The sequence below is a fragment of the Brevundimonas sp. NPDC007368 genome, assembly GCF_042869015.1.
Taxonomy (GTDB): domain Bacteria; phylum Pseudomonadota; class Alphaproteobacteria; order Caulobacterales; family Caulobacteraceae; genus Brevundimonas.
The window spans coordinates 633388-658670 of the sequence record NZ_JBIAFA010000001.1 but is presented as its reverse complement, the minus strand read 5'-3'; the positions used below and the strand labels follow the sequence as shown (position 1 = coordinate 658670).

The 25283-nt window shown below is 68.1% G+C and carries 25 protein-coding genes; 17 read left to right on the top strand and 8 right to left on the bottom strand.

The annotated features are described in order from the left end of the window. Positions 1-5 precede the first annotated feature (5 nt). The 5 genes from ACFYLW_RS03290 to ACFYLW_RS03270 all read left to right on the top strand — a co-directional run bounded on the left by ACFYLW_RS03290 (position 6) and on the right by ACFYLW_RS03270 (position 2908). Complete coding sequence (locus ACFYLW_RS03290; RefSeq protein WP_390182816.1) at positions 6-1352, top strand: TldD/PmbA family protein; 1347 nt, start codon at positions 6-8, stop codon at positions 1350-1352. Then, a complete protein-coding gene (locus ACFYLW_RS03285) occupies positions 1349-2143 on the top strand; it encodes a 3'(2'),5'-bisphosphate nucleotidase CysQ (protein WP_390182815.1) in 795 nt (264 codons plus the stop codon). Before ACFYLW_RS03290 ends, ACFYLW_RS03285 begins: the two co-directional genes overlap by 4 nt. Positions 2144-2174: 31 nt before the next feature. Next, a complete protein-coding gene (locus ACFYLW_RS03280; RefSeq protein WP_390182814.1) occupies positions 2175-2423 on the top strand; it encodes a DUF4170 domain-containing protein in 249 nt (82 codons plus the stop codon). A 99-nt stretch (positions 2424-2522) separates the two neighbouring features. Then, complete coding sequence (locus ACFYLW_RS03275; protein ID WP_312064473.1) at positions 2523-2711, top strand: hypothetical protein; 189 nt, start codon at positions 2523-2525, stop codon at positions 2709-2711. Next, positions 2708-2908: a hypothetical protein gene (locus ACFYLW_RS03270; RefSeq protein WP_390182813.1), complete on the top strand. Its 201-nt coding sequence runs from the start codon at positions 2708-2710 to the stop codon at positions 2906-2908. Before ACFYLW_RS03275 ends, ACFYLW_RS03270 begins: the two co-directional genes overlap by 4 nt. A gap of 3 nt (positions 2909-2911) precedes the next feature. Here the strand turns inward: ACFYLW_RS03270 and ACFYLW_RS03265 are convergent, their stop codons facing one another. Further along, the gene (locus tag ACFYLW_RS03265) at positions 2912-3577 is read right to left on the bottom strand and encodes a protein tyrosine phosphatase (protein WP_390182874.1); all 666 of its coding nucleotides are present in this window, start codon (positions 3575-3577) and stop codon (positions 2912-2914) included. Between the two features lie 91 nt (positions 3578-3668). On the opposite strand from ACFYLW_RS03265, the gene ACFYLW_RS03260 reads away from it, so the two are divergent. From ACFYLW_RS03260 to lpxK, 4 genes are read left to right on the top strand one after another with little or no spacing between them, the layout of a single operon-like run. Further along, the gene (locus ACFYLW_RS03260; protein WP_390182812.1) at positions 3669-5534 is read left to right on the top strand and encodes an ABC transporter ATP-binding protein; all 1866 of its coding nucleotides are present in this window, start codon (positions 3669-3671) and stop codon (positions 5532-5534) included. Beyond that, positions 5531-6217: a lysophospholipid acyltransferase family protein gene (locus ACFYLW_RS03255; protein ID WP_390182811.1), complete on the top strand. Its 687-nt coding sequence runs from the start codon at positions 5531-5533 to the stop codon at positions 6215-6217. Before ACFYLW_RS03260 ends, ACFYLW_RS03255 begins: the two co-directional genes overlap by 4 nt. Before the next feature lie 3 nt (positions 6218-6220). Beyond that, positions 6221-7522, top strand: coding sequence for a 3-deoxy-D-manno-octulosonic acid transferase (locus tag ACFYLW_RS03250; protein ID WP_390182810.1), 1302 nt, complete (start codon positions 6221-6223; stop codon positions 7520-7522). Next, positions 7519-8535, top strand: coding sequence for a tetraacyldisaccharide 4'-kinase (gene lpxK, locus ACFYLW_RS03245; RefSeq protein WP_390182809.1), 1017 nt, complete (start codon positions 7519-7521; stop codon positions 8533-8535). The genes ACFYLW_RS03250 and lpxK overlap by 4 nt, the downstream gene beginning before the upstream one ends. Here lpxK and ACFYLW_RS03240 read toward each other — a convergent pair. After that, positions 8526-9842, bottom strand: a complete 1317-nt coding sequence (locus tag ACFYLW_RS03240; protein ID WP_390182808.1) for an amidohydrolase family protein — start codon at positions 9840-9842, stop codon at positions 8526-8528. The genes lpxK and ACFYLW_RS03240 overlap by 10 nt on opposite strands. A gap of 128 nt (positions 9843-9970) precedes the next feature. Here ACFYLW_RS03240 and ACFYLW_RS03235 point away from each other — a divergent pair, with 128 nt between their 5' ends. Then, entirely contained in the window at positions 9971-10669 is a 699-nt protein-coding gene (locus ACFYLW_RS03235) for a murein L,D-transpeptidase catalytic domain-containing protein (protein ID WP_390182807.1), read from the top strand. A gap of 45 nt (positions 10670-10714) precedes the next feature. On the opposite strand, the gene purD is transcribed toward ACFYLW_RS03235, so the two are convergent. Together purD and ACFYLW_RS03225 are read right to left on the bottom strand one after the other, a co-directional pair. Then, positions 10715-11992, bottom strand: coding sequence for a phosphoribosylamine--glycine ligase (purD, locus tag ACFYLW_RS03230; protein WP_390182806.1), 1278 nt, complete (start codon positions 11990-11992; stop codon positions 10715-10717). 48 nt (positions 11993-12040) lie between these two features. Further along, a complete protein-coding gene (locus tag ACFYLW_RS03225; protein ID WP_390182805.1) occupies positions 12041-12478 on the bottom strand; it encodes a hypothetical protein in 438 nt (145 codons plus the stop codon). 242 nt (positions 12479-12720) lie between these two features. On the opposite strand from ACFYLW_RS03225, the gene xseA reads away from it, so the two are divergent. Continuing rightward, on the top strand, positions 12721-14202 hold the full coding sequence (gene xseA / locus ACFYLW_RS03220; protein WP_390182804.1) for an exodeoxyribonuclease VII large subunit: 1482 nt from the start codon (positions 12721-12723) through the stop codon (positions 14200-14202). On the opposite strand, the gene ACFYLW_RS03215 is transcribed toward xseA, so the two are convergent. Then, positions 14199-15359, bottom strand: a complete 1161-nt coding sequence (locus ACFYLW_RS03215) for a P1 family peptidase (RefSeq protein WP_390182803.1) — start codon at positions 15357-15359, stop codon at positions 14199-14201. The two genes, xseA and ACFYLW_RS03215, sit on opposite strands and share 4 nt — an antisense overlap. An 84-nt stretch (positions 15360-15443) precedes the next feature. Here ACFYLW_RS03215 and ACFYLW_RS03210 point away from each other — a divergent pair, with 84 nt between their 5' ends. Both ACFYLW_RS03210 and ACFYLW_RS03205 read left to right on the top strand, forming a co-directional pair. Further along, positions 15444-15656, top strand: coding sequence for a DUF2093 domain-containing protein (locus ACFYLW_RS03210; protein ID WP_292083958.1), 213 nt, complete (start codon positions 15444-15446; stop codon positions 15654-15656). Between the two features lie 63 nt (positions 15657-15719). Next, positions 15720-16217: a response regulator gene (locus ACFYLW_RS03205; RefSeq protein WP_292083959.1), complete on the top strand. Its 498-nt coding sequence runs from the start codon at positions 15720-15722 to the stop codon at positions 16215-16217. Here ACFYLW_RS03205 and ACFYLW_RS03200 read toward each other — a convergent pair. Together ACFYLW_RS03200 and ACFYLW_RS03195 are read right to left on the bottom strand one after the other, a co-directional pair. Beyond that, positions 16214-17146, bottom strand: a complete 933-nt coding sequence (locus tag ACFYLW_RS03200; RefSeq protein ID WP_313472069.1) for a lipid A biosynthesis acyltransferase — start codon at positions 17144-17146, stop codon at positions 16214-16216. The genes ACFYLW_RS03205 and ACFYLW_RS03200 overlap by 4 nt on opposite strands. Then, positions 17136-17906: an SDR family NAD(P)-dependent oxidoreductase gene (locus ACFYLW_RS03195; RefSeq protein WP_390182802.1), complete on the bottom strand. Its 771-nt coding sequence runs from the start codon at positions 17904-17906 to the stop codon at positions 17136-17138. The genes ACFYLW_RS03200 and ACFYLW_RS03195 overlap by 11 nt, the downstream gene beginning before the upstream one ends. Positions 17907-18017: 111 nt before the next feature. Here ACFYLW_RS03195 and ACFYLW_RS03190 point away from each other — a divergent pair, with 111 nt between their 5' ends. Together ACFYLW_RS03190 and ACFYLW_RS03185 are read left to right on the top strand one after the other, a co-directional pair. Further along, positions 18018-19286: an EAL domain-containing protein gene (locus ACFYLW_RS03190; protein ID WP_390182801.1), complete on the top strand. Its 1269-nt coding sequence runs from the start codon at positions 18018-18020 to the stop codon at positions 19284-19286. A 54-nt stretch (positions 19287-19340) separates the two neighbouring features. Then, positions 19341-20036, top strand: coding sequence for a 2OG-Fe(II) oxygenase (locus ACFYLW_RS03185; RefSeq protein ID WP_313472071.1), 696 nt, complete (start codon positions 19341-19343; stop codon positions 20034-20036). 192 nt (positions 20037-20228) lie between these two features. Here ACFYLW_RS03185 and ileS read toward each other — a convergent pair whose 3' ends face one another. Continuing rightward, entirely contained in the window at positions 20229-23156 is a 2928-nt protein-coding gene (ileS, locus tag ACFYLW_RS03180) for an isoleucine--tRNA ligase (protein ID WP_390182800.1), read from the bottom strand. Positions 23157-23398: 242 nt separating this feature from the next. On the opposite strand from ileS, the gene ACFYLW_RS03175 reads away from it, so the two are divergent. Then, positions 23399-23953 (top strand): DUF3828 domain-containing protein, encoded by a 555-nt coding sequence (locus ACFYLW_RS03175; protein WP_390182799.1) that lies wholly within the window; start codon positions 23399-23401, stop codon positions 23951-23953. A 122-nt stretch (positions 23954-24075) separates the two neighbouring features. Beyond that, a complete protein-coding gene (locus ACFYLW_RS03170) occupies positions 24076-25281 on the top strand; it encodes a saccharopine dehydrogenase C-terminal domain-containing protein (protein ID WP_390182798.1) in 1206 nt (401 codons plus the stop codon). Positions 25282-25283 lie beyond the last annotated feature (2 nt).

Sequence of the window (25283 nt, the reverse complement as noted above, 5' to 3'; positions counted from 1 at the left end):
GGGGCATGTCCGCACAGACGCCCTCCCCCGACATTCTGCATGATCTGGTCGCCGCCGCGCTGAAGGCCGGCGCCGACGCCGCCGAGGCGGTCTCCGCCCACCGCGCCTCCCTGTCCGTCGGCGTGCGCAACGCCGAACTGGAAGAGGTCGAGCGCGAGGAGGCACGCGACCTAGGCCTGCGCGTCTTCATCGGTCGCCGTCAGGCCACCGTCTCCGCCTCCGACCTGTCCGACGCCACCCGCGCCCGTCTGGTCGAGCGCGCCGTGGCCATGGCCAAACTGGCCCCCGAAGACCCTTACGCCTCGCTGGCCCCGCCAGACCGGCTGGCGCAAGGCCCGCACGCCGACCTCGACCTGTTCGATCCGTCCGAGCGCACCGCCGAGGCGCTGGAAGCCGCCGCCGCCGAGGCCGAGGCCGCCGCTCTGGCCGTGACGGGCGTGTCCAAGTCCGAAGGCGGGCACGCCTCCTGGTCGGCCAGCGAATGGCGTCTGGTCACCTCGCACGGCTTTGACGGCCGCCATAAGGGCAGCGCCTTCTCGCTGGGCGTCGGCGTCATCGCCGAGAAGGACGGCGCCATGGAGCGCGGCGGCGAAAGCCGCGCCACGCGCCACCTGTCGGACCTGCCCGGCGCCGCCGAGATCGGCCTGAAGGCGGGCGAGCGCGCCGTCGCCCGCGTCGGCTCGCGCAAGATCGCCTCGACCACCGCCCCCGTCATCTTCGAGAACCGCATCGCCACCCAGGTCCTGTCGCCCCTGCTGGGCGCCATTTCCGGCCCGGCCATCGCGCGGGGCAGCTCCTTCCTGAAGGACAAGCTCGGTCAACGGGTCCTGCCGGCGGGCGTGGACATGATCGACGATCCGTTCCGTCTGCGCGGCCTCGGCTCGACCCCCTTTGACGACGAGGGCGTGGCGGTCGAACGACGCAACATCGTCGAGGACGGCGTCATCACCACCTGGCTGCTGAACACCGCCGCCGCTGCCCAGCTGGGCCTGGCCTCGACCGGTCACGCCTCGCGCGGGCTGGCCGGACCGTCGGGTGTCTCGACCCACAACCTGCACCTGGCCCCGGGGGAGCGCGACAAGGCGGGCCTGATGACCGAGGCCAGGTCGGGGCTGCTGATCACCTCCATGTTCGGCCCCTCGCTGAACGCCAACAACGGCGACTGGTCGGCGGGCGTGTCCGGCTTCTGGTTCGAGAACGGCGAGTTGGCCTATCCGGTCAGCGAAGTGACCGTGGCGGGCAATCTGATCGACCTCTACGCCCGGCTGGTGCGCGGATCGGATCTGGAATTCCGGGGTTCCTTCAACAGCCCCTCCCTGATGTTCGACGCGGTGGCCATCGCCGGAAAATGACTGATCTCAGCGCCGACCTCGAACTGATCCGCGACGCGGCTTTGGCGGCGGGCAAGCTGGCGCTCGAGCATCGCGAGGCGGGGCTGAAGGTCTGGTCCAAAGAGGGCGGCTCGCCCGTCACCAGCGCCGATCTGGCGGTGGACCAGTTGCTGCGCGACACGCTGCTGAGCGCTCGCCCCGACTATGGCTGGCTGTCCGAGGAGACGGCGGACAGCCCCGAGCGACTGACGAAAAAGCGCATCTTCGTCGTCGATCCGATCGACGGCACCGTCGCCTATATGAAGAACAAGCCGTGGTGGTGCGTGCCCATCGCCGTGGTCGAGGACGGCCGCCCCGTCGCCGCCGTCATCCACGCCCCCATGCTGGGCGAGATGTTCGAGGCGACGCTCGGCGGCGGCGCCCGGCTGCAGGGCCGCCCCATCAGCGCCTCGGACACCGACACCCTGGAGGACGCCGAGCTTCTGGCCGACGCCCGGTTGATGGAGGCGCGCGAATGGGCCGAGCCCTGGCCGGAAATGCGCTTCACCAAGCGCAACGCCTTGGCCTATCGCATGGCTCTGGTCGCCGCCGGGGCCTTTGACGCGGCCATCGCCATCAGCCCCAAATGGGACTGGGACGTCTGCGCCGGCGCCCTGATCGCCGAGGAGGCCGGCGCCCGCGTCAGCGACCACATGGGCCGCCCATGGCGCTTTAATCGTCCCGATCCGCGACAAACCAGCCTGATCTGCGCTGCGCCGGCCCTTCACCCGTTGATCGTGAGGCGCACAGCGCCTATCCCGCTGGCCATCTGATCATCCCCTCTCGCAATGGAACCCCCTCTCCATGGCTGACGCCCCCACTACTGCGCACGACCCCCAACTGCTTCACCTCGTCATCGGCGGCGAGATGCGCCACCCGTCCGAGCCGGTTTTCCGCGACCTGGACAAGGTTGAGTTCGTCGGCGCCTACGGCAGCTATGACGAAGCCAAGCAAGCTTGGAAGGCCCGCGCCCAGGCCACCGTCGACAACGCCCACATGCGCTACTTCATCCTGCACGCGCACAAGCTGATCGACCCGCGCTCGGACGTCTGATCCGCCGCCTTCGCCTCACGGCGAGGTTTACGGAACCGCACAGGCGGCTGACGCGCTTTCTCGTCAGCCGCCTTTGGCGTTTCTGAAGAGGTGCTCATCATGACGCCCACCCTGATCGTCCTGCTGCTGGTGATCCTGGCCGTGGTCGCCGTCGTCTGGGTCGTGAAGAAGGGCCCCGCGCACACGCCCCGTCCCGGCGAGGATCAGGACACGGCCTGGAACGACCCCATCACGCCGGCCGAATCCGGGCATCATCATCCGTCCCGAAAGCCGGAGCCCCGACCATGACCCTGTTCGGCCAAGCCATAGACGGACAACAGCTGTTCGGGATCATCTCCCTGATCAGCGTTCTGGTCCTGTGGCTGATCGTTCTCGGGCGCGAACGCAATTATGCTCGCTGGTTTCGCCAGTGGGAAGCCGACCGCAAGGCGCGTCGCGACGCGGAAACGGCCCAGCACGGGCCGAAGCGCGGCCCCTGGGGCTAAGTCCTATTCGCGCTTCAGCAAGCGGTCCACGACCAGCTTGCCCCACCAGCCGGCCTTGAACTCGGCGCGGATCGCCTTGGGATCATAGACGTCGCTGGCGACCCAATCCTCGAAGCTGACCCCGGTCGGCTCGACCTCGCGGACATACTTTTCCAGCGTATAATCCAGCACTCCGGTCAGCCCCTCACGGCTATGCAGCGTGCGCTTGCCCAGTTCCGTCATGGCCGCCGAGATCGGCTCGCCCAGACGGAAGTGGCGATAAAGCACCGCCATCATCCCCGCTCGGTCCGCACCCGACTTGCAATGGATCAGGGCCGGATACTCGATGGTCTTGAACAGGTCGCGCGCCCGGTCGATGCGGTCGCGCCCCGGCGGATCGCGCGAGTCCAGCGAGGCGTCGATCAGAGTCAGGCCCAGCCGCTTGCAGGCGTCCTTCTCCAGCCAGTAATAGGCTTCGTCGCGCTGCCCGCGCAGGTTGATGACGGTCCTGATCCCGCGCCTTTGCCAATAGGCCAGTTGCCCCGGCGACGGTTGGTTGGTGCGCACCAGGTCCGGCCCCAGCCAATGGGCGTTGGTGAAGGCTGTGCGCAGGAAGGCGTGATCGGCCCAGAAATAGGACCAATGCGCCTTGAACCGGCCCATCAGCGTTGTCAGATCATAGCGCGCCATAGGCCGCAGATAGCGACGAAACTGCACCGCGTCACCATCAGCTTGACGGCGGCGGCTTGACTTGACGCCCGTCCCGTTCGACCGAGAGCCAATGACCGTTCCCGCGCCCGCCTCCGACACTCGCGAACCCCTGCGACCGCTTCTGGGCCGGATCTGGCGCGACTACCTGTCCCGGCACAAGGGCGCCTTCTTCGCCTCCATGCTCTGCGCCGCGATCTCGGGCGGCCTGACCGCCCTGCTGCTGAAGTTCCTGGAACCGGCCATCGACCTGCTGTTCACCCAGCACCAAGGGCCGGTTCAGGTCTGGGGCCTGGTCAGCATCCCGTCGGACAGGGTGCTGATCCTCATCCCGCTGTTCATCATCATGGTGGCGATCATCCGGTCGCTGGCCATGGCGGCTCAGGCGGCGCTGGTGAACCGGTTGGGTCATGGGATCGTCGGCGACATCCAGAAGCAACTGTTCTCGGGCATGATCCGGGCCGACCTGTCGAGGTTGCGCGGCCAGCATTCGGGGACCTTCGTCTCTTCCGTATTGTTCGACGCCAACCTGGTCCGCGAAGCCTTCACCTCGGGCGTGGTCAACTACACCCAGAACGCCCTGATGCTGCTGGGCGTCATCGTCGCCATGGGCTTCATCGACCTGCCGCTGACCCTGATCGTCCTTCTGGGCGTGCCCGTTGTCAGCTGGATCATCCGCCGCTTCGGCCAGAAGTCGCGCAAGGCCGCGCGCGGCGCCATGGTCGAGACCGAGGCCCTGTCCAGCGCCCTGATGGAGAACCTGGACGGCGTCCGCGTCATCAAGATCGAGAACCGCGAAGCCGCCGAGGAGGCCCGCGTCGGCGAGGTCATCGCCCGTCGCCAGCGCCACATCATCAAGGGCTCCGACAGCCGCGCCTTCGCCGGCCCCGCCAGCGACATCGTCGCCTACGCCATCGTCGCCGCTGTCATGGCCTATGCGGGCTGGAGCGCCAGTCAGGGCCAGATGACGGTCGGCGCCTTCGCCTCCTTTATCGGCATGTTGCTGCTGGCGGGACAGGCCCTGCGTCAGGTGACCAATCTGACCACCGTCCTCAGCGAAGGCATGACCGCCGCGCGTCGCCTGTTCACCGCCCTGGATATCGAGCCAGAGATCCGCGAGGCGACCGACGCCGTCGAGCTGGAGACCGGGCCGGTCACGGTCGCCTTCAACCATGTCTCCTTCACCTATGCCGCCAATGAAGAAGGCGGCGCGCCGACCCTGTCGGACGTCAGCCTGCATGTCGCGCCGGGCGAGACCATCGCCCTGGTCGGCCCCTCCGGCGGCGGCAAGTCCACCATCCTGTCGCTGCTGCCGCGCTTCTATGACGTCACCGCCGGCGCCGTGACCATCAATGGTCGCGACATCCGCGAACTGAAGCTGCAGTCCCTGCGCGATCACATCGCCCTGGTGACGCAGGAGCCCTTCCTGTTCGACGACACCGTGGCCGCCAACATCGCCTATGGTCGCAAGGGCGCGACAGCCGAAGACATCATCGAGGCTGCGCGATCCGCCGCCGCTCATGACTTCATCACCGCCCTGCCCGAAGGCTACGCCACCCGCGTCGGCGAGGCCGGCATGCGGCTGTCAGGCGGCCAGCGCCAACGCATCGCCATCGCCCGCGCCTTCCTGAAGAACGCCCCCATCCTGCTGCTGGACGAGGCCACCAGCGCCCTCGACACCGAAAGCGAGGCCCTGGTTCAGGCCGCCCTGGAGCGGCTGATGCAAGGCCGCGCCACCCTGATGATCGCCCACCGTCTGTCGACGGTTCAGAACGCCGACCGCATCTATGTCATCGAGGCCGGCCGCGTGGTCGAGCAGGGCACGCATAGCGCCCTGGTCAAGAAGGGCGGGCTCTACGCCCGTCTGGCCAGGCAGCAGTCGCTGGACGGCCCCGCGCCTGTCGGCGCGTCCGCCTTGCCCGACGAGACCGGCGCATGAGGCCCCTGCGTAATCCGCTCATCCAGACCTCCATGGCATGGATCCTCTCGGAATGGATGCGGTTCTGCTACGCCACCATCCGTTGGGAATACGAGAACGAACAGGTCGCCGAGGAGGTCTGGGCCGAGGGCGGCGGCGTCCTGTGCGCCTTCTGGCACTCGCGGCTGGCCCTGGCCCCGGCCAGTTGGCCGATGAAGCGGGCCCAGCGGGTCAAGGGGCTGGTGTCGTTGAGCGCCGACGGCGAGTTCTTCGCGCGCGCTGTGGGTCGACTCGGCATCCCCGCCGTGCGCGGTTCCTCCAGCAACAAGGACAAGGCCAAGCAGTCCAAGGGCGGCACCCAGGCCCTGCGCGACGGTCTGAAGCAGTTGAAGGTCGGCGGACTGGCGGTCACCCCGGACGGTCCGCGCGGCCCGGCGCGGCAAATGGCCGAGGGCCTGCCCCTGATGGCGAAGATTTCAGGCGCCCCGGTCCTGTTCATCGGCATTTCCTGCAAGCCCGCGATCCGCCTGAACAGCTGGGACCGGGCCGTCCTGCCCCTGCCCTTCGGCAAGGGCGCCGTGGTCTGGGACAAGGTCTGGTATCCGCAAGGCGCCGAGATGTCCGAGGTCGTCGTCGACTGGACCGATCGCCTGAACGCGGTGGAAGCCCGCGCCGACGCCATCGTCGGGCTTGAGCGGATCTAGGCCGTGATCTTCAGCCCCGCCCTGATCGCCTATCGCCTGCTGACCCGGCTGATCGAACCCCTGGCCCCGCGCCTGCTCGACGGCCGCGTCAAGCAGGGCAAGGAAGACCCTCAGCGCGTCGACGAGCGCCTGGGCCTGGCGGGCGCAGCCCGCCTCGCAGGGCCGCTGATCTGGATCCACGGCGTCAGCGTCGGCGAGGCCCTGTCCATCCTGCCGCTGGCCGAGCGCATTCGTAAGGACCGCCCCGACGTGACTGTCCTGGTCACCACCGGGACCCTGACCTCGGCGCAGATTCTGGCTGGACGCCTGCCGCCCGGCGTCATCCACCAGTTCGCCCCGGTGGACAGCCCCGGCGCCGTCGCCGCCTTCCTCGACCACTGGCGGCCCACCATCGGCGTCTTCGTCGAAAGCGAGCTGTGGCCCAACCTGCTGACGGCGGCGAAGAAGCGCGGCGTCGCCCTGGCCCTGGTCAGCGCCCGCATCACCAACAAGACCGCCGAGGGTTGGAAGAAGGCGCCCGGCATGGCCCGCGCCCTGATGGCCTGTTTCGCCCATGTCTGGCCCCAGGATCAGGCCAGCGCCGACCGGCTGACGGCGCTCGGCGCCCGCGTCGACGGTCAGGTCAATCTGAAGCTGTCGGGCGAGCCCCTGCCCTATGACAAGGGCGAGTTCGGCCGTCTGTCGGCCCTGATCGACGACCGCCCCGTCGTCGTCGCAGCCAGCACGCATGAGCATGAGGAAATGGCCATCGTCGGGGCGCTGGACCATCTGGCCGAGCGGCTGTTCCTGATCGTCGTGCCGCGCCACCCCGACCGCGCCGACGAGATCGCGCGGTCGCTGGCCCAGGACGGTTACAGCTTCGCGCGGCGCAGCCTGCGCCAGCCGATCACCGACGACACCGACATCTATCTGGCCGACACCCTCGGCGAACTGGGCCTGTTCATGCGGCTGGCCGACGTGGTGGTGATGGGCGGATCTTTCGCGCCCGCTCTGGGCGGCGGGGCCGTGGGCGGCCACAATCCGCTGGAGCCCGCGCGTCTGGGCAAGCCGGTCGTCACCGGCCCCGACGCCAGCAACTGGAACGCGGTGACGCGGATGTTGAAAAACTCCGGCGGCCTGATCTCAGTTCTGTCGCCCGCTGAGCTGCCGGGCATCGTCGGCCCGCTGCTCGCCCATCCCGACGCGGCGCGCGACATGGGCGAGCGCGGCCGCCGCGCCGCCGCCGAGGCCACCGCCGGGCTGGACCGCCTGTGGCTGGCGTTGCAGGCCCATCTGCCCGCCGCCCCCTCGCGAGGCCGCCGATGAAGCTGAACACGCCCCGCTGGTGGTACAGCCGCGACCGCCGCCATGCCCCGGTGGCGCGGATGCTGCTCAAGCCCGCCTCCTGGATCTGGGCTGGCGTCACCGCCCACCGTATCGCCAGGACCACGCCGGTCGATCCCGGCGCCCCGGTCATCTCCATCGGCAATCTGACGGTGGGCGGGTCGGGCAAGACGCCGATCGCGCGCGAGGTGCTGCGCCTGCTGCATGCCGAGGGGATCAAGGCCGCCGCCCTGTCGCGCGGCTATGGCGGGACGCTGGAAGGGCCGGTTCAGGTCGATCTGGCCGCCCACACCGCCGCCGAGGTCGGCGACGAGCCTCTGATGCTGGCGGGCGACGCCCCCGCCTGGATCGCCCGTGATCGCGTGGCCGGAGCCCGCGCCGCCGTCGCCGCCGGGGCCGAGGCCCTGGTGCTGGACGACGCCCATCAGAACCCGGCGCTGCAAAAGACCCTCAGCCTGATCGTCGTCGATGGCGAGACGCGCGGCGACGAATGGCCCTTCGGCGATGGCTCCGTGTTTCCGTCGGGCCCCATGCGGGAGCCGCTGCAGGCCGGGCTGGCGCGCACCGATGCGGTCGTCATCCTCCTGCCCGCTGACCTGCCAGAAGCCGATCCAGAACTGGTCGAGACCTTCGGTGCCCTGCACGTCTTCATCGCCCGTCTGGAGCCCGCCGCCGCGCCGCCGTCAGGACCGCAGGTCGGCTTCGCCGGCATCGCCAAGCCGTGGAAGGTCGAGCGCTCGCTGATCGCCGCCGGTTGCGACCTGAAGGACTTCGTCCCCTTCCCAGACCACGCCGAACTGTCGGAGCGCGACTTCGCATTCCTGAACGACCGCGCGACCCTGTTCGACGCCGGTTTGGTCACGACGGAGAAGGACTGGGTGCGCCTGCCGCCCGCGTGGCGCGACCGGATCGTCGCCTGGCCGGTCGTCGCTCGGCTGGAGCAGGAAGCGGCCTTCGCCGACTTCCTGCTGGGTCGGCTGAACCGTCAGTCCTGACGGAAGACCTGACCGCCCTTCATCACGAAGCGGACGCGTTCCAGTTCGGTCACGTCGCTCAGCGGATCGCCCGAGACCGCGATCAGGTCGGCGGGCATGCCCGGCGCCAAACGGCCCGCTTCGTTCGAGATCTTCAGGTGCTCGGCGGCGCCGACGGTGGCGGCCTGAATGGCCTCCAGCGGGGTCAGACCCGCGCGGACCAGCAGGGCGAACTCCTGGGCGTTGTCGCCGTGGGCCGAAACGCCCGAGTCGGTGCCGAAGGCGATACGGACGCCGCCCGCGTGCGCCCGACGCGCCATGTCCAGCATCTTGGGCCCGGCCTCCAGCGCCTTGGCGGTCTGGGCCGGGGTGAAGAAGTTGTCCGGGCCGGACGCCATGCGGGCCACATAGTCCCCGGCCATCAGGGTCGGCACCAGCCAGGCGTCGTGCGACTTGAACAACCGCATGGATTCGTCGTCCAGATAGGTGCCGTGCTCGATGGAGTCGCCGCCCGCCTTGAGGAAGGCGTTGATGCCGTCAACGCCGTGGGCATGGGCCGTGACCTGGCGCCCCATGCGGTGGGCCGAGGCGACGATGGCGGCCAGTTCGTCCTCGCTGAACTGCTGGGCCAGACCCGCCGCCGTATTGGACAGGACGCCGCCCGTAGCGGTGATCTTGATGATGTCGGCGCCGCTGCGGACCTGAAGGCGCACCGCCCGCATGCAGTCCTCGACGCCCGAGCAGACGCTTTCCGGCGACAGGACATGCATGATGTCCTCGCGATAGCCGTTGATGTCGCCGTGACCTCCGTGAACCGACACGGCCGAGCCCGCCGCGATGATGCGCGGTCCAGGCACGTCGCCGCGCTTCACGGCGTCCCGCAGGGCGAAGATGGATTCGTTGCTGGCCCCCAGATCGGCGACCGTGGTGAAGCCGGCGTTCAGGGTGCGACGGGCGTAGCGCGCACCGATCATGGCCTGGGTCGCGTTCGACTCGGTGACGTTCTCAAGACGCCCGTTGGGGTTCTGCTGGCTGGTCAGGTGGACGTGGCTGTCGATCAGGCCGGGCAGGACGAAGGCGCCGCGCAGATCGACGACTTTTCCGTCGCCTACGAAGCCGTCGCGGATTTCGACGACTTGGTTCCCTCTGATCACGAGAGTTTTATCACGCAGCACCCGGCCGATGGCCGGATCGGCCAGAAGTCGCCCCACTTGGACGAACGTGGTCGGCTGTTCCGCCGAAACGGCAGCGACCGCAGGGGCTTGTTGCGCCTGCGCCGAGGTGGCGGCCAGAACGGCGACGGTCACAATCAGAGCCAGTTTCTTCATCGGTCCCTCCCAAAACTATGGGCGTCACCTTACCGGGTCGGCGGCTTTCGCCAAGGCTCAGGTTGCGTCGTTACGGGGCTTTGTGAAACAAGCCGATACAGTTGTTTAAATCGTGCGAGGGGCGTCGCATGCGGCTTTCCAGACGTGGCTTGATCTTGGGCGGTTCGGCCCTGTTGGCGGGGTGCTCCTCCGCCGCCTCTACCGTTCAGCTCGCCGGCGCCGCGCCTGCCAGCCTTCCTGTCGTTCCGGTCCCGACCGTTGTGGCCCAGCCTGTGCTTAAGGCCAAGGCGTCCGGCCCCGTCATCGATCCGCACGGCGTCGTCCGCAAGGACCTGATGGAGCGCGCCCGCGCCGCGCTGGACACCCACGGTCGCAAGATCAGCAAACGCGACCGGATGTATCTGGTCGATTTCCAGAAGTTCTCGGGCGAGGACCGCTTCTACGAAGTCGATCTGGAAGGCGGCTGGGTCACGGCCTACCGCACCAGCCACGGGCGCGGCTCGGACCCGGCGCACTCGGGCTTCGCCCAGCGCTTCTCGAACGAGATGAACAGCCACATGTCGTCGATCGGCGCCTTCGCCACGGCCGGCGCCAGCTGGGGCTCGCAGCAGGGGCCGAACGTCCTGCTGGACGGGCTGGAGTATTCCAACGACCGGGCGCGCGAGCGGGCCATCATCATCCACGGCGCCGACTACGCCGACCCGGCCTTCCTGGCCCGCGAAGGCAAGCTGGGCCGGTCCTACGGCTGCTTTTCCGTGTCCCACGCCGACCTGGCCCCCTTGCGCGAACGCATGGGCGAGGGCCGGCTGCTGTTCGCCATGACCTAGGTGTTTTGGAGCCGCTTGACGCGGCTCCATTCTTCCATGATCCGCTTAACGCGGCTCCAGCGCCCGCCAGCCGATGTCGCTGCGGTGGAAACCGCCGGGCCAGTCGATCTTTGCGACCGCCTCATAGGCGCGCGCACGCGCCTCGGCGATATCGGCGCCATGGGCGCAGACGTTCAGCACCCGACCGCCCGCCGCGACCAGAGCGCCGTCGTCGCGCTTTCTGGTCCCCGCATGGAAGACCTGGACGTGGGGGCCGAAGTCCTGATCGGCGCCGCGGATGACCGAGCCCTCCAGCGGGCTGTCGGGATAGCCCTTGGCCGCCAGAACCACGGTGATGACCACCCCGTCCTTGAACCGGGGCGCCGGCGCCTTCGACAGGTCGCCGCGCGCGCAGGCCAGCAGCAGGGGCACGATGTCGCCGTCGAAGCGCATCATCAGCACCTGGCATTCGGGGTCGCCGAAGCGGGCGTTGAACTCGACCACCTTGGGGCCTTCATCCGTCGCCATCAGGCCGGCGTAGAGGACGCCGCGATAGGGCGCGCCCTCGGCGGCCATCATGCGGATGGTCGGCTGGACCACGCGTTCGTCGGCCTGCTGCACCAGTTCGGGCGTGAAGACCGGCGCCGGCGAATAGGCGCCCATGCCGCCCGTGTTCGGCCCCATGTCGCCGTCGAAGGCGCGCTTGTGGTCCTGCGCCCCACCGAACAGGACGGCCTGCTTCCCGTCGCACAGGGCGAACAGCGAGCCCTCCTCGCCGTCCATGAACTCCTCGATCACCACGCGCGACCCGGCCGAGCCGAAGCGGCCGCCCAGCATCCGCTCGATCTCGGCCTCGGCGTCGGCCTTGTCGGGGCTGATGGCCACGCCCTTGCCCGCCGCCAGGCCGTCGGCCTTGATGACATAGGGGGCGGCATAGTTGTTCAGCGCCGCCTTGGCCTCGGCCACGTTCTCATAGACGCCGTAGCCCGCCGTCGGGATGCCGTGACGCTGCAGGAAGGCCTTCGAAAACGCTTTCGAGGTTTCCAGCTGCGCCGCCTTGGCCGTCGGGCCGAAGCAGGGGATGCCCACGCTGTTGAGGCGGTCGGCCAGGCCCTCGGCCAAGGCCGATTCCGGGCCGACCACGACCAGGTCCGCCTTCATCTCGCGCGCCAGGGCGGTCAGGGCGTCGGCGTCGGTCGCCTTGATCTCGGGCTTGAGCTCGGCGTGCTTCGCCATGCCGGGATTGCCGGGCGCGGCGACGAGCCGCGCAACCAGCGGCGACTGGGCGATCTTCCAGGCCAGGGCGTGCTCACGCCCTCCGGATCCGACGAGCAGAATGTTCATGTCTGCGCAATGACCGCCCGCGCCGTCCGGGTCAAGCGGGAGAAAGGGTTACTTCGCCGGGGGCGTCCAGCGCGGCAGGGCCGCCAACTGCTGCGCCGTCAGGTCAGTGGTCAGATCCTTGTCGGCGGCGTTGTTGCGCGCAAGACCGCGAACCTGATCGACGGGAACCTGCACCTTCACGTCGTCCGGCCCTTCAAGTTCGACCACCACGTGGGTCAACTTGCCGGACGCATCCAGGACAAGGGTTTCGACATCCCCGAGGTCGGTGTTGTCGGCGGACAGAAGATTTGCGTCTTCCAACTGAGAGCGCGACATGCCGAAGGCCAGGGCTGCGTCAGCCGTCGCCGCGTCGGCGCGCGTCTCGGTCACCGGGGCTGGTTGCGCGCCGGGTGCGGGCGACTGAACCACGTCGTCGGTACGGTTATCACCGCAGGCGGCCAGCATGAGAGCGGCGACGGAGGCGGCGGTCAGGGCATGGATCTTCATCAGGCTTCCTTGGCTTTAAAACAATGCGGAGGCGACATAGATCACCGCCCCCAGCAACAGGATGGAGCCGATCACTAGCCACGGGCTGACCGAGGGCGCATGACTACGGCGCGACATCTGCCGCTCACGCGGTGCGCGTTCGGCGGGATCGGTTCCGGGCGGATCGGCGGGCTCCATGGTCAAGCTAACGGACGCGGCCCCGCCCCGTTCCCGCCTGCGACAAGACGGGCTAAGGTCGGGCCATGATCTCCGACGACGACTATGCTTTCGAAGGCCCCGCCGAGGCGCCCGCCGCCGCGCGCGACAACAATCCGCCCCTGTCGATCTCGGAGCTCAGCTTCGCGCTGAAGCGCACGCTGGAGGACCGCTTCGGTCACGTGCGGCTGCGCGGCGAGATCTCCAAGGTGAACCGCCACGCCTCGGGCCACGTCTATCTGACGCTGAAGGACGACAAGGCCGCCATCGACGGCGTCATCTGGAAGGGCGTGGTCAAGGGTCTGGGCGCCCAGCCGGAAAGCGGGCTGGAAGTCATCGTCACCGGCAAGATCACCTCCTATCCGGCGCGCTCCTCCTATCAGATCGTGATCGAGAGCATGGAGCCGGCGGGCGCCGGCGCCCTGCTGGCCCAGCTGGAACGGCTGAAGGCGCGTCTGCGCGACGAGGGCCTGTTCGAGCCGTCGCGCAAGAAACCCCTGCCGACCTTCCCCGCGACCATCGGCGTCATCACCAGCCCGACCGGGGCCGTGATCCGCGACATCCTGCACCGCATCGCCGAGCGCTGGCCCTGCCGCGTCATCGTCTGGCCGGTGGTGGTGCAGGGCGACGCCGCCAGCGGTCAGGTGGCCAACGCCATTCGCGGCTTCGACGCGATGCGCCCGGATGGCCCGATCCCCCGCCCCGACCTTCTGATCGTCGCGCGCGGCGGCGGCTCGGTCGAGGACCTGTGGTGCTTCAATGACGAAGGCCTGGCCCGTACCGTGGCCGAGGCCCGCATCCCCATCATCTCGGCCGTGGGACACGAGACCGACACCACCCTGATCGACTTCGTCTCCGACCGTCGCGCACCGACGCCGACCGGGGCGGCCGAGATAGCGACCCCGGTGCTGTCGGACCTGCGCTGGGCGTTGAGCGATCTGGAGGCGCGTCTGGCGCGGGCCGGGTCGCGCCTGCTGGAAGACCGCCGCACCCGGCTGCGCGCCGCAGCCCGCGGCCTGCCCGCCCGGCCGGAGGACCTGCTGGCCCTGCCGCAGCAACGCCTCGACCACGCCGCCAGCCGCCTTGGCTCAGGCCTGCACCGCAACGTCGCCGTGCACGAGCGTCAGCTGGCGGTGGTCGGCGGGCGTCTGTCCAAAGGTCTGCTGGACCGCGCCATCGAACGGCGCGGCGACCGGCTGGCCGCCTATGCCGACCGCTTCGGCCCGGCGATGAAGCGGCGGCTGGACCGCGACGAGACCCGGCTGGCCGCCCTGTCGCGGGCTCTGGCCACCCTCGATCCCAATCGCCCCAAGCCCGGCTTCGCCCGCATCGAGGACGAAGCCGGCGCCATGATCGCCTCGGCCGCCGCCCTGTCGCCCGGTCAGGCGGTGCGCATCGTCTTCGGCGACGGCGCGAAGGGCGCGACCATCGACGGCGAGGGGGCTGCGCCTCGGCCCGTCGCGCCGCTAACACCTAAGCCCGCGCCGCGCCCGAAGGCGCCGACGGTGAATCAGGGCGACCTTTTCTAGCGTCCCGCCGCCAGCAGGCCCCTCACCGTCTCGACATCCAACGCCTCGACCGTCACCGGCTTGCCGTCGATGATCGAGGTGGTGGTTTCGGCCTTCAGCAGGGAGTTGAGGATGGCCTCCTCGGTCGCCTCGGCCACGGCGACGAACAGGGGCGACATGCGGTCGTTGGGCCAGTCGACGACCGTCGCCTGCCCGCCGCGCCGCCCGAGCGTTCGGCGCACGCCCTCGGCCGTAGAGAAGGCGATGGCGTAGTCGCCCGATCCGTTCGAGAAGGCCGCCCCCGTCCGCGCCAGTCCAGCGAAGGCGCGGACGGCCAGCCGCTCCAGATTGCGGTCCGACAGGGGGGCGTCGGTCGCCACCACGATCATGATGGAGCCGTCCGCACGCTCGGCCTCGACCTCTTGACGCAGGAAGTAGCGACCCAGCGGCACCCCGACGGGCGCGCCGTCCATGCTCAACACCCCGCCGAAGTTGGACTGGACCAATACGCCCACGGTGAAGCCGCCGAGGCTGGCGGGCAGCTTGCGCGAACTGGTGCCGATCCCGCCCTTGAAGCCGAACGCGATGGTGCCCGTCCCGGCGCCCACAGCCCCCTGCTCGACCGGACCCGGCGTCGCCGTCTCGATAGCCCGCACCACGTCGGCCGCGGTGACCACCCGCGCGCGAATGTCATTCAGCCCGCCGTCGTTGGTCTCGCCCACCACAGCGTTGACCGAGCGGATGTCCTCGTGCCCCGGCTGTTTCAACGTCCAGTCCAGGATTCCGTCAATTCCGCGCGCCACCGACAGGGTGTTGGTCAGGACGATAGGAGTCTCGATCTCGCCCAGCTCACGAATCTGGGTGGCGCCCGCCAGCTTGCCGAAGCCGTTGGCCACTGACAGCCCCGCCGGAACCTTGTCACGGAACAGGTCGCCGCCGTGCGGCAGGATGGCCGTCACCCCGGTGCGGATACTGTCGCCGCGCCGCAGCGTCACCTGGCCCACGCGCACGCCCGCCACGTCGGTGATGGCGTTCAGCGGTCCGGGCGACAGGACGCCCGGCGTCCGGCCCAGATCACGAATCGTCGGTCGCGCCCCGCCCGTTTGCGCGACGACCGGCGACGTCGCCAGCACCGTCGCCAGGGCGAAAGCGGACCACATGAGAGGCGAACGGATCATCGGCGGTTCCTGTCACTGACCAGTTTTCAAATGACATCGATTCGCCTCTCGTCTCTTGCGACAAGCCATGCCAATCATCGCTACATGACGACGCCTGCTTCTCCTCCTGTTTCGCCCTCGCCCGCCACGCTCCACTACGGCGACGGCGAGTTCGCCGTGCTGCGCCCCGGCGCCTATGTGACGTGCGCCGTCAGCGGCGTGCCTATTCCACTGCCCGCCCTGCGCTACTGGTCGGCCGAGCGGCAGGAAGCCTACGCCAGTCCGCTGGAATTCATGGCCGCCGCGCGCGACGCCTGACCCTCGCCATCCGCTTTTCCTTCGCGGCGCGCTTCGGGCGGCCGTCAGATCGTGTCGTGTCCCATGTCCGCCCTGCAGTCGCTCGACATCCTGCTCGCCGACGACAATCCCAACATGCGGGCCATCGTCTCGGCTATGTTGAAGTCAGTCGGCGTGGGCCGGGTGCGCGAAGTCGAGGACGGCGCCGCCGCCCTGGAAGCCCTGAAAAAGCGACCGGCCGACATGGCCATCGTCGACTTCCGGATGCTGCCGGTGGACGGCGTGACCTTCACCCAGCTGATCCGCACGGCTGAGGACAGCCCCAATCCCTATCTGCCGATCATCATGATGACGGGTCATTCAGAGAAGCGCCGCGTCACAGAGGCGCGTGATGCAGGCGTGACGGAGTTCGTGGCCAAGCCGGTCAACGCCCCCGCGCTTCTGGCGCGGATCGAGGCGGTGATCATGCGCCCGCGTCCCTTCATCCGGGGCGGCGACTATTTCGGCCCCGACCGGCGCCGGACCCAGCCGGACAACTATGACGGCCCGTTCCGCCGCGCCGGCGACGCCGTGATCGACTAGGCGTCCGAAGCCTTCAGCGCAGCATAGACAGCGGCCGGCCAGCGCTTGTGGACCCAGAACCAGTCCACGGGATGCTCGCGCACCCGATCCTCGACGAAGCGGTTGACCGCCTGAATGCCCGCCAGGACGTCGGCGGCCTTGTCTCCGGTGTCCGGCACGGCGATCAGCTCGTGCGCCGTGACACGGAAGCGCACGCCGGGCAGGCGCGTCACCGACAGAGGCTGCATCACCGTGCCGAACTTCAGGGCCAGACGGGCGGCGCCGGGCGAGGCGTTGACCGGCTGGCCGAAGAACTCGACCTCCGGGCCCTGATTGTATTTCTGATCGACCAGCAGGGCGATGGACTCGCCGCGCTTCATCCCTGCCATCAGCTCGCGCGTGCCGTCGCCCTTGGGCGCGAACAGCTTGATGCCGTAGCGCTCGCGGCTCTGGCGGATCAGGGCGTCGACATAGGGGTTGTTGGCGGCGCGATAGGTCACCTGGCAGGGCACGCCCGCCGCCATGATGACCGCCGCCATGACCTCGAAATTGGCCAGGTGACCTGAGATCAGGACCACCGGTTTGCCGCTGTCGCGCACGGCGTGCAGCCGCTCCAGTCCGACGATGTCGATCCGGCCGCTTTCGGGCGTCAGGCGGTCCATGACGGCCAACTCGGCGAAGGTCCGTCCCGTCTGTTCCCACTGATCCACGGCCAAACGGTCGCGCTCGGCGGGGTCCATGTCCGGGAAGGCGATGCGCAGGTTGCGCGTCACCGTCTTGTGGGTCCCGGTCAGCGGCCCCAGTCCGCGCAACAGCTTGCCGCCAAAACCTGAAGCCCCTTCGACGCCCAGCGCCCGCAGGAAGGCGAACAGCGCCTTGAACGCCACCGCCTCCAGCCGCCAGTTCAGGTCCTGGAAAAAGCCGACCTTATTGTCTTTATCACCAGGCAATCGTCAGTCCGCCGTCCACAACCAGGGTCTGCCCGGTCACATAGGCCGAGGCAGGGCTGCACAGATAGACCGCCGTGCCCGCGATTTCATCAGGCTGGCCAATCCTTTTCAGCGGCGCCGGTTCGGTCACGGTCTTCAGCAGCTCGGGGTTCTCCCAGAGGTATTTGGCGAAATCCGTCTGGACCAGGCCCGGAGCGATGCAGTTCACGCGCACGTTCGACGGGCCGTATTCCACCGCCAGATTGCGCGCCAGCTGCATATCGGCGGCCTTGGAGATGTTGTAGGCGCCGATCAGGGCGTTGCCGCGAAGCCCGCCAATGGAGGAGATGATCAGGATCGCGCCGTCCCTGCGCTCCAGCATCTGCGGCGCGACCATCTGGATCAGCCAGTGGTTGGAGATGACGTTGTTCTGAAGGATCTTCTCGAACTGCTCATCCGCGATGCCCGCCATCGGCCCGGCATAGGGGTTGGTCGCGGCGTTGCACACCAGGATGTCGATCTGGCCGAAAGCGCTGTTGGTCTCGTCCACCAGCCGCTGCAGATCTTCCTTGGAGGCGATGTTCGCGGGGATGGCGATGGCGCGGCCCGCGCCGTGCCTGTCATTGATGGCGGCGGCGACCTCTTCGCACGGCCCGGCCTTGCGCGAAGAGATCACGACGCGTGCGCCGTGCTCGGCCAGACGCTCGGCGATCGCCTTGCCTATGCCCTTGGAGGAGCCGGTGATGACCGCGACCTTGCCGGTCAGATCGAACAATTCCATGCGTTAACCTCCCTTGAGGGCGGTTTTATGCGCCCCAACCCTAGCCGTTATCTCTAGTTAGACCGATACTCGGCCGATTCCATAAGGGAAAGGCGGCTCGATACCGGCCCCATGCGCAAGATCACCGGCGGTTTTCTGTTCTTCGGCTACCTCTTCCTGTCCCTGACCATCGGGGCGGCGATCTGGCGCGCCGGTATGGGCGCCGGCGCGGGCGCGGCAGGTGTGCTGGGCGCGCTTGGGGTCCTGATCGGGCTGCACGCCGTGATCGCCGGCATCCTGGACCGTCGCGCCCTGCGCAAGGAGGTCGCCAAGGTCCGCGAGGCGCACCGTCTGCTGGCCGACGCGATGGAGTCGACGCAAGGCGCCCTGACCGAACTGGCCGAAGCCATCGAGAGCGGCGCCCTGTCCAAGACGGAGGCCCTGACCGGCGAGGTGCGGATGCTGGAGGGTCTGGTCCAGCAGATGAGCGAATCGATCGACGAGCGTCTGGCCTCGTCGCCGATCACCGCCGACACCTATGAGGGCCGTCGTCAGGTCCAGTCGAACACCCTGCTGAAGACCGTCCACGACGCCCTGACGGAAAACCGCATCGACCTCTATCTGCAGCCGGTCGTCACCCTGCCGCAGCGCCGGACCGTCTTCTACGAGAGCTTCACCCGCCTGCGCGATCCGTCCAACCGGGTCATGATGCCGGCCGAATACCTATCGGTGGCCGAGGGCGAGGGCCTGCTGCCCGCCATCGACAACCTGCTGCTGTTCCGGTGCGCCCAGATCGTGCGTCGGCTGGCGCGTCAGGACCGCAAGGTCGGCGTCTTCTGCAACATCTCCCTGGCCTCGCTGGGCGACGAGACCTTCTTCCCGCAGTTCCTCGACTTCCTCAGCCAGAACCGCGACCTGAAGGACGCCCTGATCTTCGAACTGGGTCAGGCGACCTTCGACGCGCGCGGCGCGTCCGAGGCCCGCAACATGGCCAAGCTGGCCGACCTGGGCTTCCGCTTCTCCATCGACAAGGTGCAGACCCTGGATCTGGACTTCGCCGACCTGCAACGCTCGGACGTGCGCTTCATCAAGATCGCCGCCGACCTGCTGATCGAGCAACTGCTGGATCTGGACGGCGCCGCGCCCCTGCCGACCCAGCCCGACATCCAGGCCGCCGACTTCGCCCCGCTGACGCGCCGCTACGGCCTGGAACTGATCGCCGAGAAGGTCGAGAGCGAGAAACAGGTCGTCGACATCCTCGAACTGGACGTCGGCATGGGCCAGGGCCACCTGTTCGGCGAGCCGCGCGCCATCAAGGAAGCCGTCCTGGCCGAGACCGACCCCCCGGTCGAGTTCGTCCGTTCGACGCTGAAGTCGGCGGAGCAGCGCCGCCGTTTCTGATCCCGCAGCCGAAAGCCGCCAGACAGGTCACTTCGGCCAGCGTCTATGACGGCCATGACCGACGCCGCTCCCGCCCTCGACTGGCCCCGCATCGCCGACGACCTGAACGCCCGAGGCTGGGCTGTGGTCGGGCCCCTGCTGACGCCCGCGACCTGTGAGGCGCTGCAAGCCCTCTACGACCAGCCCGAGCGGTTCCGCAGCCGTATCGTCATGCAGCGCCACGGCTTCGGTCAGGGCGAGTATCAGTATTTCGCCAATCCCCTGCCCGATCCCCTGCTCCGGCTACGGGCGCGGCTCTATGAAGGTCTGGCGCCCATCGCCAGCGGCTGGGCGGCGCGACTGGATCGGCCGGGTTTTCCCGACAGCCTCGACGACCTGACCGCCCAATGCCGGGCGGCGGGCCAGACGCGGCCGACCTCGCTGATGCTGCGCTACGGACCCGGCGACTACAATCGGCTGCATCAGGACCTGTACGGCGATCTGGCCTTCCCGCTGCAGGCCGCCATCCTGCTGAGCGATCCTGCCGATTTCGAAGGCGGCGAGTTCGTGCTGGTCGAGCAGAAGCCTCGATCCCAGTCACAGGCCCATGTCGTGCCGCTGAAACAGGGCGAGGCCGTAATCTTCGCCGTGCGCGAACGGCCCGTCGCCGGGATGCGCGGCGACTATCGCGTGCAGATGCGACACGGGGTCAGCTCGGTGCGGTCGGGCCAGCGCATGACGCTGGGGCTGATCTTTCATGATGCGAGCTAGGATAAATCCGCTCATCCCCGCGGAGGCGGGGACCCAGTGAGAGCCTCACGCGGATTCGTTTGAAGCCCGGAACAATCCCAAGCGCAGCGCCTGCACCCAAAGCACTGGGTCCCCGCCTCCGCGGGGATGAGCGGGTAGTGGTATCCCGCCCAATGAAAAGGCCCCTCCGCCGAAGCGAAGGGGCCTGATCCTTTAAGCCTTGCGGGCGTCCAGCCACCGGACGGCGTCAGCGTCGCGGGCCGATAGGTCGGGGAAGTCGGCGTCGGAGCCGACGTCAGGCACCCGGCGCCAGGAACGGGCGCACTTGGGATAGTCGGCCAGCTTGACCTCGACGGCGACAGCGTCGCCGCCAACCACAAGCTCAGCGCCCGAGGTGCGGAAGACCTCGGCGGCGTCCAGACCCTCGAACGGGGCCAGCAATTCAGCCGGAGCCGTGACCACCGGCCAGGCGTCCAGGGCGCCGCCGATCAGCTTGTCGCGACGCGCCGCTTCCAGCGCCTCGTTGACCACTTCCAGCACCGCTTGAACGCCCAGCCAACGTCGGCGTTCGGCCTCATTGGTCCACTCGAACGGGGTTTCTGGAATGACACGGGCGCAGTTGGTGCCGGCTTCCGGGAAGCGGGTCGTCCAGGCCTCTTCCATGGTGAAGGGCGTCAGCGGGGCCAGCCAAGCGGTCAGGCGCATGAAGACCTCGTCCATCACCGTGCGCACGGCGCGGCGGCGGACGCTGTCTGGACGATCGCAGTAGAGGCTGTCCTTGCGGATATCGAAGTAAAGGGCGGACAGGTCGCCTGAGCAGAACTCCAGCACCGGACGGATCACGTCCTGGAAGCGATATTCCTCATAGGCTTTGCGAACCGTCGCATCCAATCCCCACAACTGATGCAGGATGAACTGCTCCAGCGGCGGCATCTGATCGTAGGGCAGGCGTTCGGCCTCGTCGAAGCCGTTCAGCGCGCCCAGCAGATAGCGGACGGTGTTGCGCAGCTTGCGATAAGCGTCGACCGTGGTCTGCAGGATCTGCTTGCCGATGCGCTGGTCGTCCGAATAGTCGACCAGGGCCACCCACAGACGCAGGATGTCGGCGCCCGACTCCTTGATGATGGTCAGGGGGTCGGTCGTATTGCCCCGCGACTTCGACATCTTCTCCCCGTTTTCGTCCAGGGTGAAGCCGTGGGTCAGGACGGCCTTGAAGGGCGCGCGGCCGCGCGTGCCGCAGCCTTCCAGCAGGGACGACTGGAACCAGCCGCGGTGCTGGTCCGAGCCTTCCAGATAGAGGTCGGCGGGCCAGTGCGAGGGGCGGTCGCCGGCATAGCCGTGCGCGGCCGTGCGCGGGTCCAGGGTGAAGGCGTGGGTCGAGCCGCTGTCGAACCAGACGTCGAGGATGTCGGTGACCTTCTCGAAGCGCTCGGGATCGTGCGCGCCCAGGAAGTCGGCGTCGGGGGCCGAGAACCAGACGTCGGCGCCGCCCTCGGCCACGGCCTTGACGATGCGGGCGTCGACTTCGGGGTCGTGCAGCGGCTGGCCGGTCTGCTTGTCCACGAACATGGCCAGCGGCGTGCCCCAGGCGCGCTGACGGCTGATCAGCCAGTCAGGGCGGCCCTCGACCATCGACCGGATGCGGTTCTTGCCCGCCGCAGGGTGGAAGGCGGTGGCGTCGATGGCGTTCAGGGCGCGGTCGCGCAGGGTGTTGTCGTCGTCCAGCGTCTCATCCATGCGGATGAACCACTGCGGCGTGTTGCGGAAGATGATCGGGGCCTTGGAGCGCCACGAGTGCGGATAGGAGTGTTCCATCCGGCCGCGCGCCAGCAGGTTGCCGGCCTCGATCAGCTTTTCCATCACCGCGCCGTTGGCGGGACCGAACTTGCCGGTCTTCTTGCCCTCGATCTCCAGCACCTTGAGGCCGGCGAACAGCGGGACATGCTCATAATAGGCGCCGTCGGGATCGACCGTGTCCGGCACCTCGCGGTGGCCGTGGGCCAGCCAGACATTGTAGTCGTCCGCGCCGTGGCCCGGCGCCGTGTGGACGAAGCCGGTGCCGGCGTCATCGGTGACGTGATCGCCGGCCAGCAGGGGCACGGAGAAGCCATAGCCGCTGTCCAGCGCCGCCAGCGGGTGGGCGCATTCCAGACCCGAGGGGTTGATGGCGTCGACGCGGGTGAAGCCGCTGATCTTGGCCGCCTTGAACACGTCCTCGGCCAGCTTGTCGGCGATGATGAAGCGGTCGCCCGGCTTGGCCCAGGGCTCGTAGTCCAGGCCTTCTTCCAGGGCCGTGACCTCATAGAGGCCATAGGCGATCTCCGGGCCGTAGCTGATGGCCCGGTTGGCCGGGATGGTCCAGGGCGTGGTCGTCCAGATCACCACCGAGGGCGTGGCCGCACGGAAGGACAGCAGGTCGTCCGGGTGGCTGTCGGTCGCGCCGACCACCGGGAACTTGACCCAGATCGTGGGCGAAACGTGATCGTGATACTCGACCTCGGCGTCGGCCAGAGCCGTGCGCTCGACCGGCGACCACATGACCGGCTTGGAGCCGCGATACAGCTGGCCCGAGTTCTTGAACTTGTGGAACTCGGCGACGATGGCCGCCTCGGACGTGAAGTCCATGGTGGCGTAGCGGTTGGCGAAGTCGCCGGTGATGCCCAGGCGCAGGAACTGGTCGCGCTGCAGGTCGATGTATTTCCCGGCGTATTCGCGACAGGCGGTGCGGAACTCTTCCTTCGAGACCTCGTCCTTGCGACGACCCTTGGCGCGGAACTGTTCTTCGATCTTCCACTCGATCGGCAGGCCGTGGCAGTCCCAGCCGGGGACGTAGTCGACGTCATAGCCCAGCAGGAAGCGCGAGCGGACCACGAAGTCCTTCAGCGTCTTGTTCAGGGCGTGGCCGATGTGGATGTCGCCGTTGGCGTAGGGCGGGCCGTCGTGCAGGACGTAGAGGGGCGCCTTCTGGGCCTGACGCGTCGCGCGCAGATGGCCATAGAGGTCGCCCCACTGGGCCAGGATTTCCGGCTCCTTCTTCGGCAGGCCGCCCCGCATGGGGAAGGGCGTCTCGGGCAGGAAGACGGTGTCGCGATAGTCGCGGCCCGATGCGTCGGAAGCGGTGTCGTTGGTGGCGTCGGCCATGGGGTAATCTTTGTCTTTAGCGCGGGCGCCGAGGAGGCGGCGCGGACGCAGTCTAGCGTGAAGGCCGTTGAACGGCATCGGCGATATTCGATCCCGACGTGCGCGGGGCTCTACGGCCCTGGCGCTACGCCGGGCGGCTAATCGAAATCGGACGGATCACGCGAACGGTCATGGTTGAAACCGTCTAGCAGACCGGGCGGCGCCTGCGCCATAGTCGATGCGAACAGACAGGAGGCGATCAGATGCGCGTTCAGGCGATGATGACGGCGGCGATGCTGGCCCTGACGACGGCGGCCTGCTCGCCCGCCGAGGAGAAGACCCCTGCCCCCGTAGAAGCCCCGCTGACCGGGCGCGCCGCCATCTACGCCGCCGGCGAACAGAGCGCCGAGGCCTTCGCTCGCGCCCTCTACGCCGCCCCGCCCTCGGCCACGCCGGACCCGGCGGCGACGACGGTCAGGCCCGGTCGCGACCCGCTCTATTCGCGCACCCTCAACGCCCTGATCGGCGTCGACTTCCGCGACGCCCAGTCCCGCGACGAGGTTCCCTATCTGAACTATGACCCCGTCTGCGCCTGTCAGGACGCCGACGGCTTCGCCCTGACCGCGCTGAAGATGACGCCTGACGGTGACAAGGCGGCCACGGCGGAGGTGACCTTCACCAACCACGGCCAGACGCAGCAACAGACGCTGAAACTGGTCAGGGAAGGCCCCATGTGGCGTATCGCCGACGTCGTCGACGCCAAGGGCAAGTCCCTCCACGACGCCTTGATGGCCATCGCCGAGAAGGCCGAGGGCTGAGCCCGGCAACTCCTGCGACACGCGACCGTTAGCGATCCTGTCATCATCGTGTTAAGAGCCCCGCCCTTTATAGCGGCGGCGGTGTCGCCAAGGCCTTTCAGACTTCTCAGGAGAAGCCACACATGAGCAAGGTGCTGGTTATCGGCGCAGGCGGCGTCAGCTCGGTCGCCGTCCACAAGATGGCGATGAACTCGGACATCTTCTCGCATATCACCCTGGCGAGCCGGACGAAGTCGAAGTGCGACGCCATCGCCGAATCGGTCAAGGCGCGCTTTGGCGTGACCATCGACACGGCGGCCATCGACGCCGACGACGTCGCCGCGACCACGGCCCTGATCCAGTCGGTCAAGCCGGCCCTGGTGGTCAACCTGGCCCTGCCCTATCAGGACCTGTCCATCATGGACGCCTGCCTGGCCGCCGGCGTCAACTATCTCGACACGGCCAACTACGAGCCGCGCGACGAAGCCAAGTTCGAATACAAGTGGCAGTGGGCCTATCAGGAGCGCTTCAAGGAAGCCGGCCTGATGGCGCTGCTGGGTTCGGGCTTCGACCCGGGCGTGACCTCGGTCTTCGCCACCTACACCAAGAAGCACCTGCTGGACCGGATCGACACGCTCGACATCCTGGACTGCAACGGCGGCGACACGGGTCTGCCCTTCGCCACCAACTTCAACCCGGAAATCAACCTGCGCGAAGTGACCGCCAACTCGCGTCACTGGGAAAACGGCCAGTGGGTCGAGGGCCCGGCCCTGAGCCACAAGCAGACCTTCGATTTCGAGGGCGTGGGTCAGAAGAACATGTACCTCATGTACCATGAGGAACTGGAGTCACTGGCCAAGTTCTACCCGGAAATCAAACGCATCCGCTTCTGGATGACCTTCGGCGACAGCTACCTGAAGCACCTGGAAGTGCTGGAAAACATCGGCATGACCTCGATCGAGCCGATGATGTTCCAGGGCCGCGAGATCATCCCGATCGAGTTCCTGAAGGCCCTGCTGCCGGAACCGGCCTCGCTGGGTCCGATCACCAAGGGCAAGACGAACATCGGCACCATCGCCACGGGCGAGAAGGACGGCGTTCAGAAGACCTTCTACGTCAAGAACATCTGCGACCACGAAGCCGCCTATGCCGAAACCGGCAACCAGGCCGTCAGCTACACCACGGGCGTTCCGGCCATGATCGGCGCGGCCATGATGCTGACCGGCAAGTGGTCGGGCGCCGGCGTCTTCAACATGGAGCAGTTGGACCCCGATCCCTTCATGGACATGCTGAACAAGCATGGCCTGCCGTGGACCGTCGAGGAGCTGGACGCTCCGCTGGCCTTCTAAGA

Coding starts and splice junctions, on each gene's coding strand:
- ACFYLW_RS03290 (WP_390182816.1), top strand. CDS start 6: ATGTCCGCACAGACGCCCTCCCCCGACATTCTGCATGATCTGGTCGCC.
- ACFYLW_RS03285 (WP_390182815.1), top strand. CDS start 1,349: ATGACTGATCTCAGCGCCGACCTCGAACTGATCCGCGACGCGGCTTTG.
- ACFYLW_RS03280 (WP_390182814.1), top strand. CDS start 2,175: ATGGCTGACGCCCCCACTACTGCGCACGACCCCCAACTGCTTCACCTC.
- ACFYLW_RS03275 (WP_312064473.1), top strand. CDS start 2,523: ATGACGCCCACCCTGATCGTCCTGCTGCTGGTGATCCTGGCCGTGGTC.
- ACFYLW_RS03270 (WP_390182813.1), top strand. CDS start 2,708: ATGACCCTGTTCGGCCAAGCCATAGACGGACAACAGCTGTTCGGGATC.
- ACFYLW_RS03265 (WP_390182874.1), bottom strand. CDS start 3,577: ATGGCGCGCTATGATCTGACAACGCTGATGGGCCGGTTCAAGGCGCAT.
- ACFYLW_RS03260 (WP_390182812.1), top strand. CDS start 3,669: ATGACCGTTCCCGCGCCCGCCTCCGACACTCGCGAACCCCTGCGACCG.
- ACFYLW_RS03255 (WP_390182811.1), top strand. CDS start 5,531: ATGAGGCCCCTGCGTAATCCGCTCATCCAGACCTCCATGGCATGGATC.
- lpxK (WP_390182809.1), top strand. CDS start 7,519: ATGAAGCTGAACACGCCCCGCTGGTGGTACAGCCGCGACCGCCGCCAT.
- ACFYLW_RS03240 (WP_390182808.1), bottom strand. CDS start 9,842: ATGAAGAAACTGGCTCTGATTGTGACCGTCGCCGTTCTGGCCGCCACC.
- ACFYLW_RS03235 (WP_390182807.1), top strand. CDS start 9,971: ATGCGGCTTTCCAGACGTGGCTTGATCTTGGGCGGTTCGGCCCTGTTG.
- purD (WP_390182806.1), bottom strand. CDS start 11,992: ATGAACATTCTGCTCGTCGGATCCGGAGGGCGTGAGCACGCCCTGGCC.
- ACFYLW_RS03225 (WP_390182805.1), bottom strand. CDS start 12,478: ATGAAGATCCATGCCCTGACCGCCGCCTCCGTCGCCGCTCTCATGCTG.
- xseA (WP_390182804.1), top strand. CDS start 12,721: ATGATCTCCGACGACGACTATGCTTTCGAAGGCCCCGCCGAGGCGCCC.
- ACFYLW_RS03215 (WP_390182803.1), bottom strand. CDS start 15,359: ATGATCCGTTCGCCTCTCATGTGGTCCGCTTTCGCCCTGGCGACGGTG.
- ACFYLW_RS03210 (WP_292083958.1), top strand. CDS start 15,444: ATGACGACGCCTGCTTCTCCTCCTGTTTCGCCCTCGCCCGCCACGCTC.
- ACFYLW_RS03205 (WP_292083959.1), top strand. CDS start 15,720: ATGTCCGCCCTGCAGTCGCTCGACATCCTGCTCGCCGACGACAATCCC.
- ACFYLW_RS03195 (WP_390182802.1), bottom strand. CDS start 17,906: ATGGAATTGTTCGATCTGACCGGCAAGGTCGCGGTCATCACCGGCTCC.
- ACFYLW_RS03190 (WP_390182801.1), top strand. CDS start 18,018: ATGCGCAAGATCACCGGCGGTTTTCTGTTCTTCGGCTACCTCTTCCTG.
- ACFYLW_RS03185 (WP_313472071.1), top strand. CDS start 19,341: ATGACCGACGCCGCTCCCGCCCTCGACTGGCCCCGCATCGCCGACGAC.
- ileS (WP_390182800.1), bottom strand. CDS start 23,156: ATGGCCGACGCCACCAACGACACCGCTTCCGACGCATCGGGCCGCGAC.
- ACFYLW_RS03175 (WP_390182799.1), top strand. CDS start 23,399: ATGCGCGTTCAGGCGATGATGACGGCGGCGATGCTGGCCCTGACGACG.
- ACFYLW_RS03170 (WP_390182798.1), top strand. CDS start 24,076: ATGAGCAAGGTGCTGGTTATCGGCGCAGGCGGCGTCAGCTCGGTCGCC.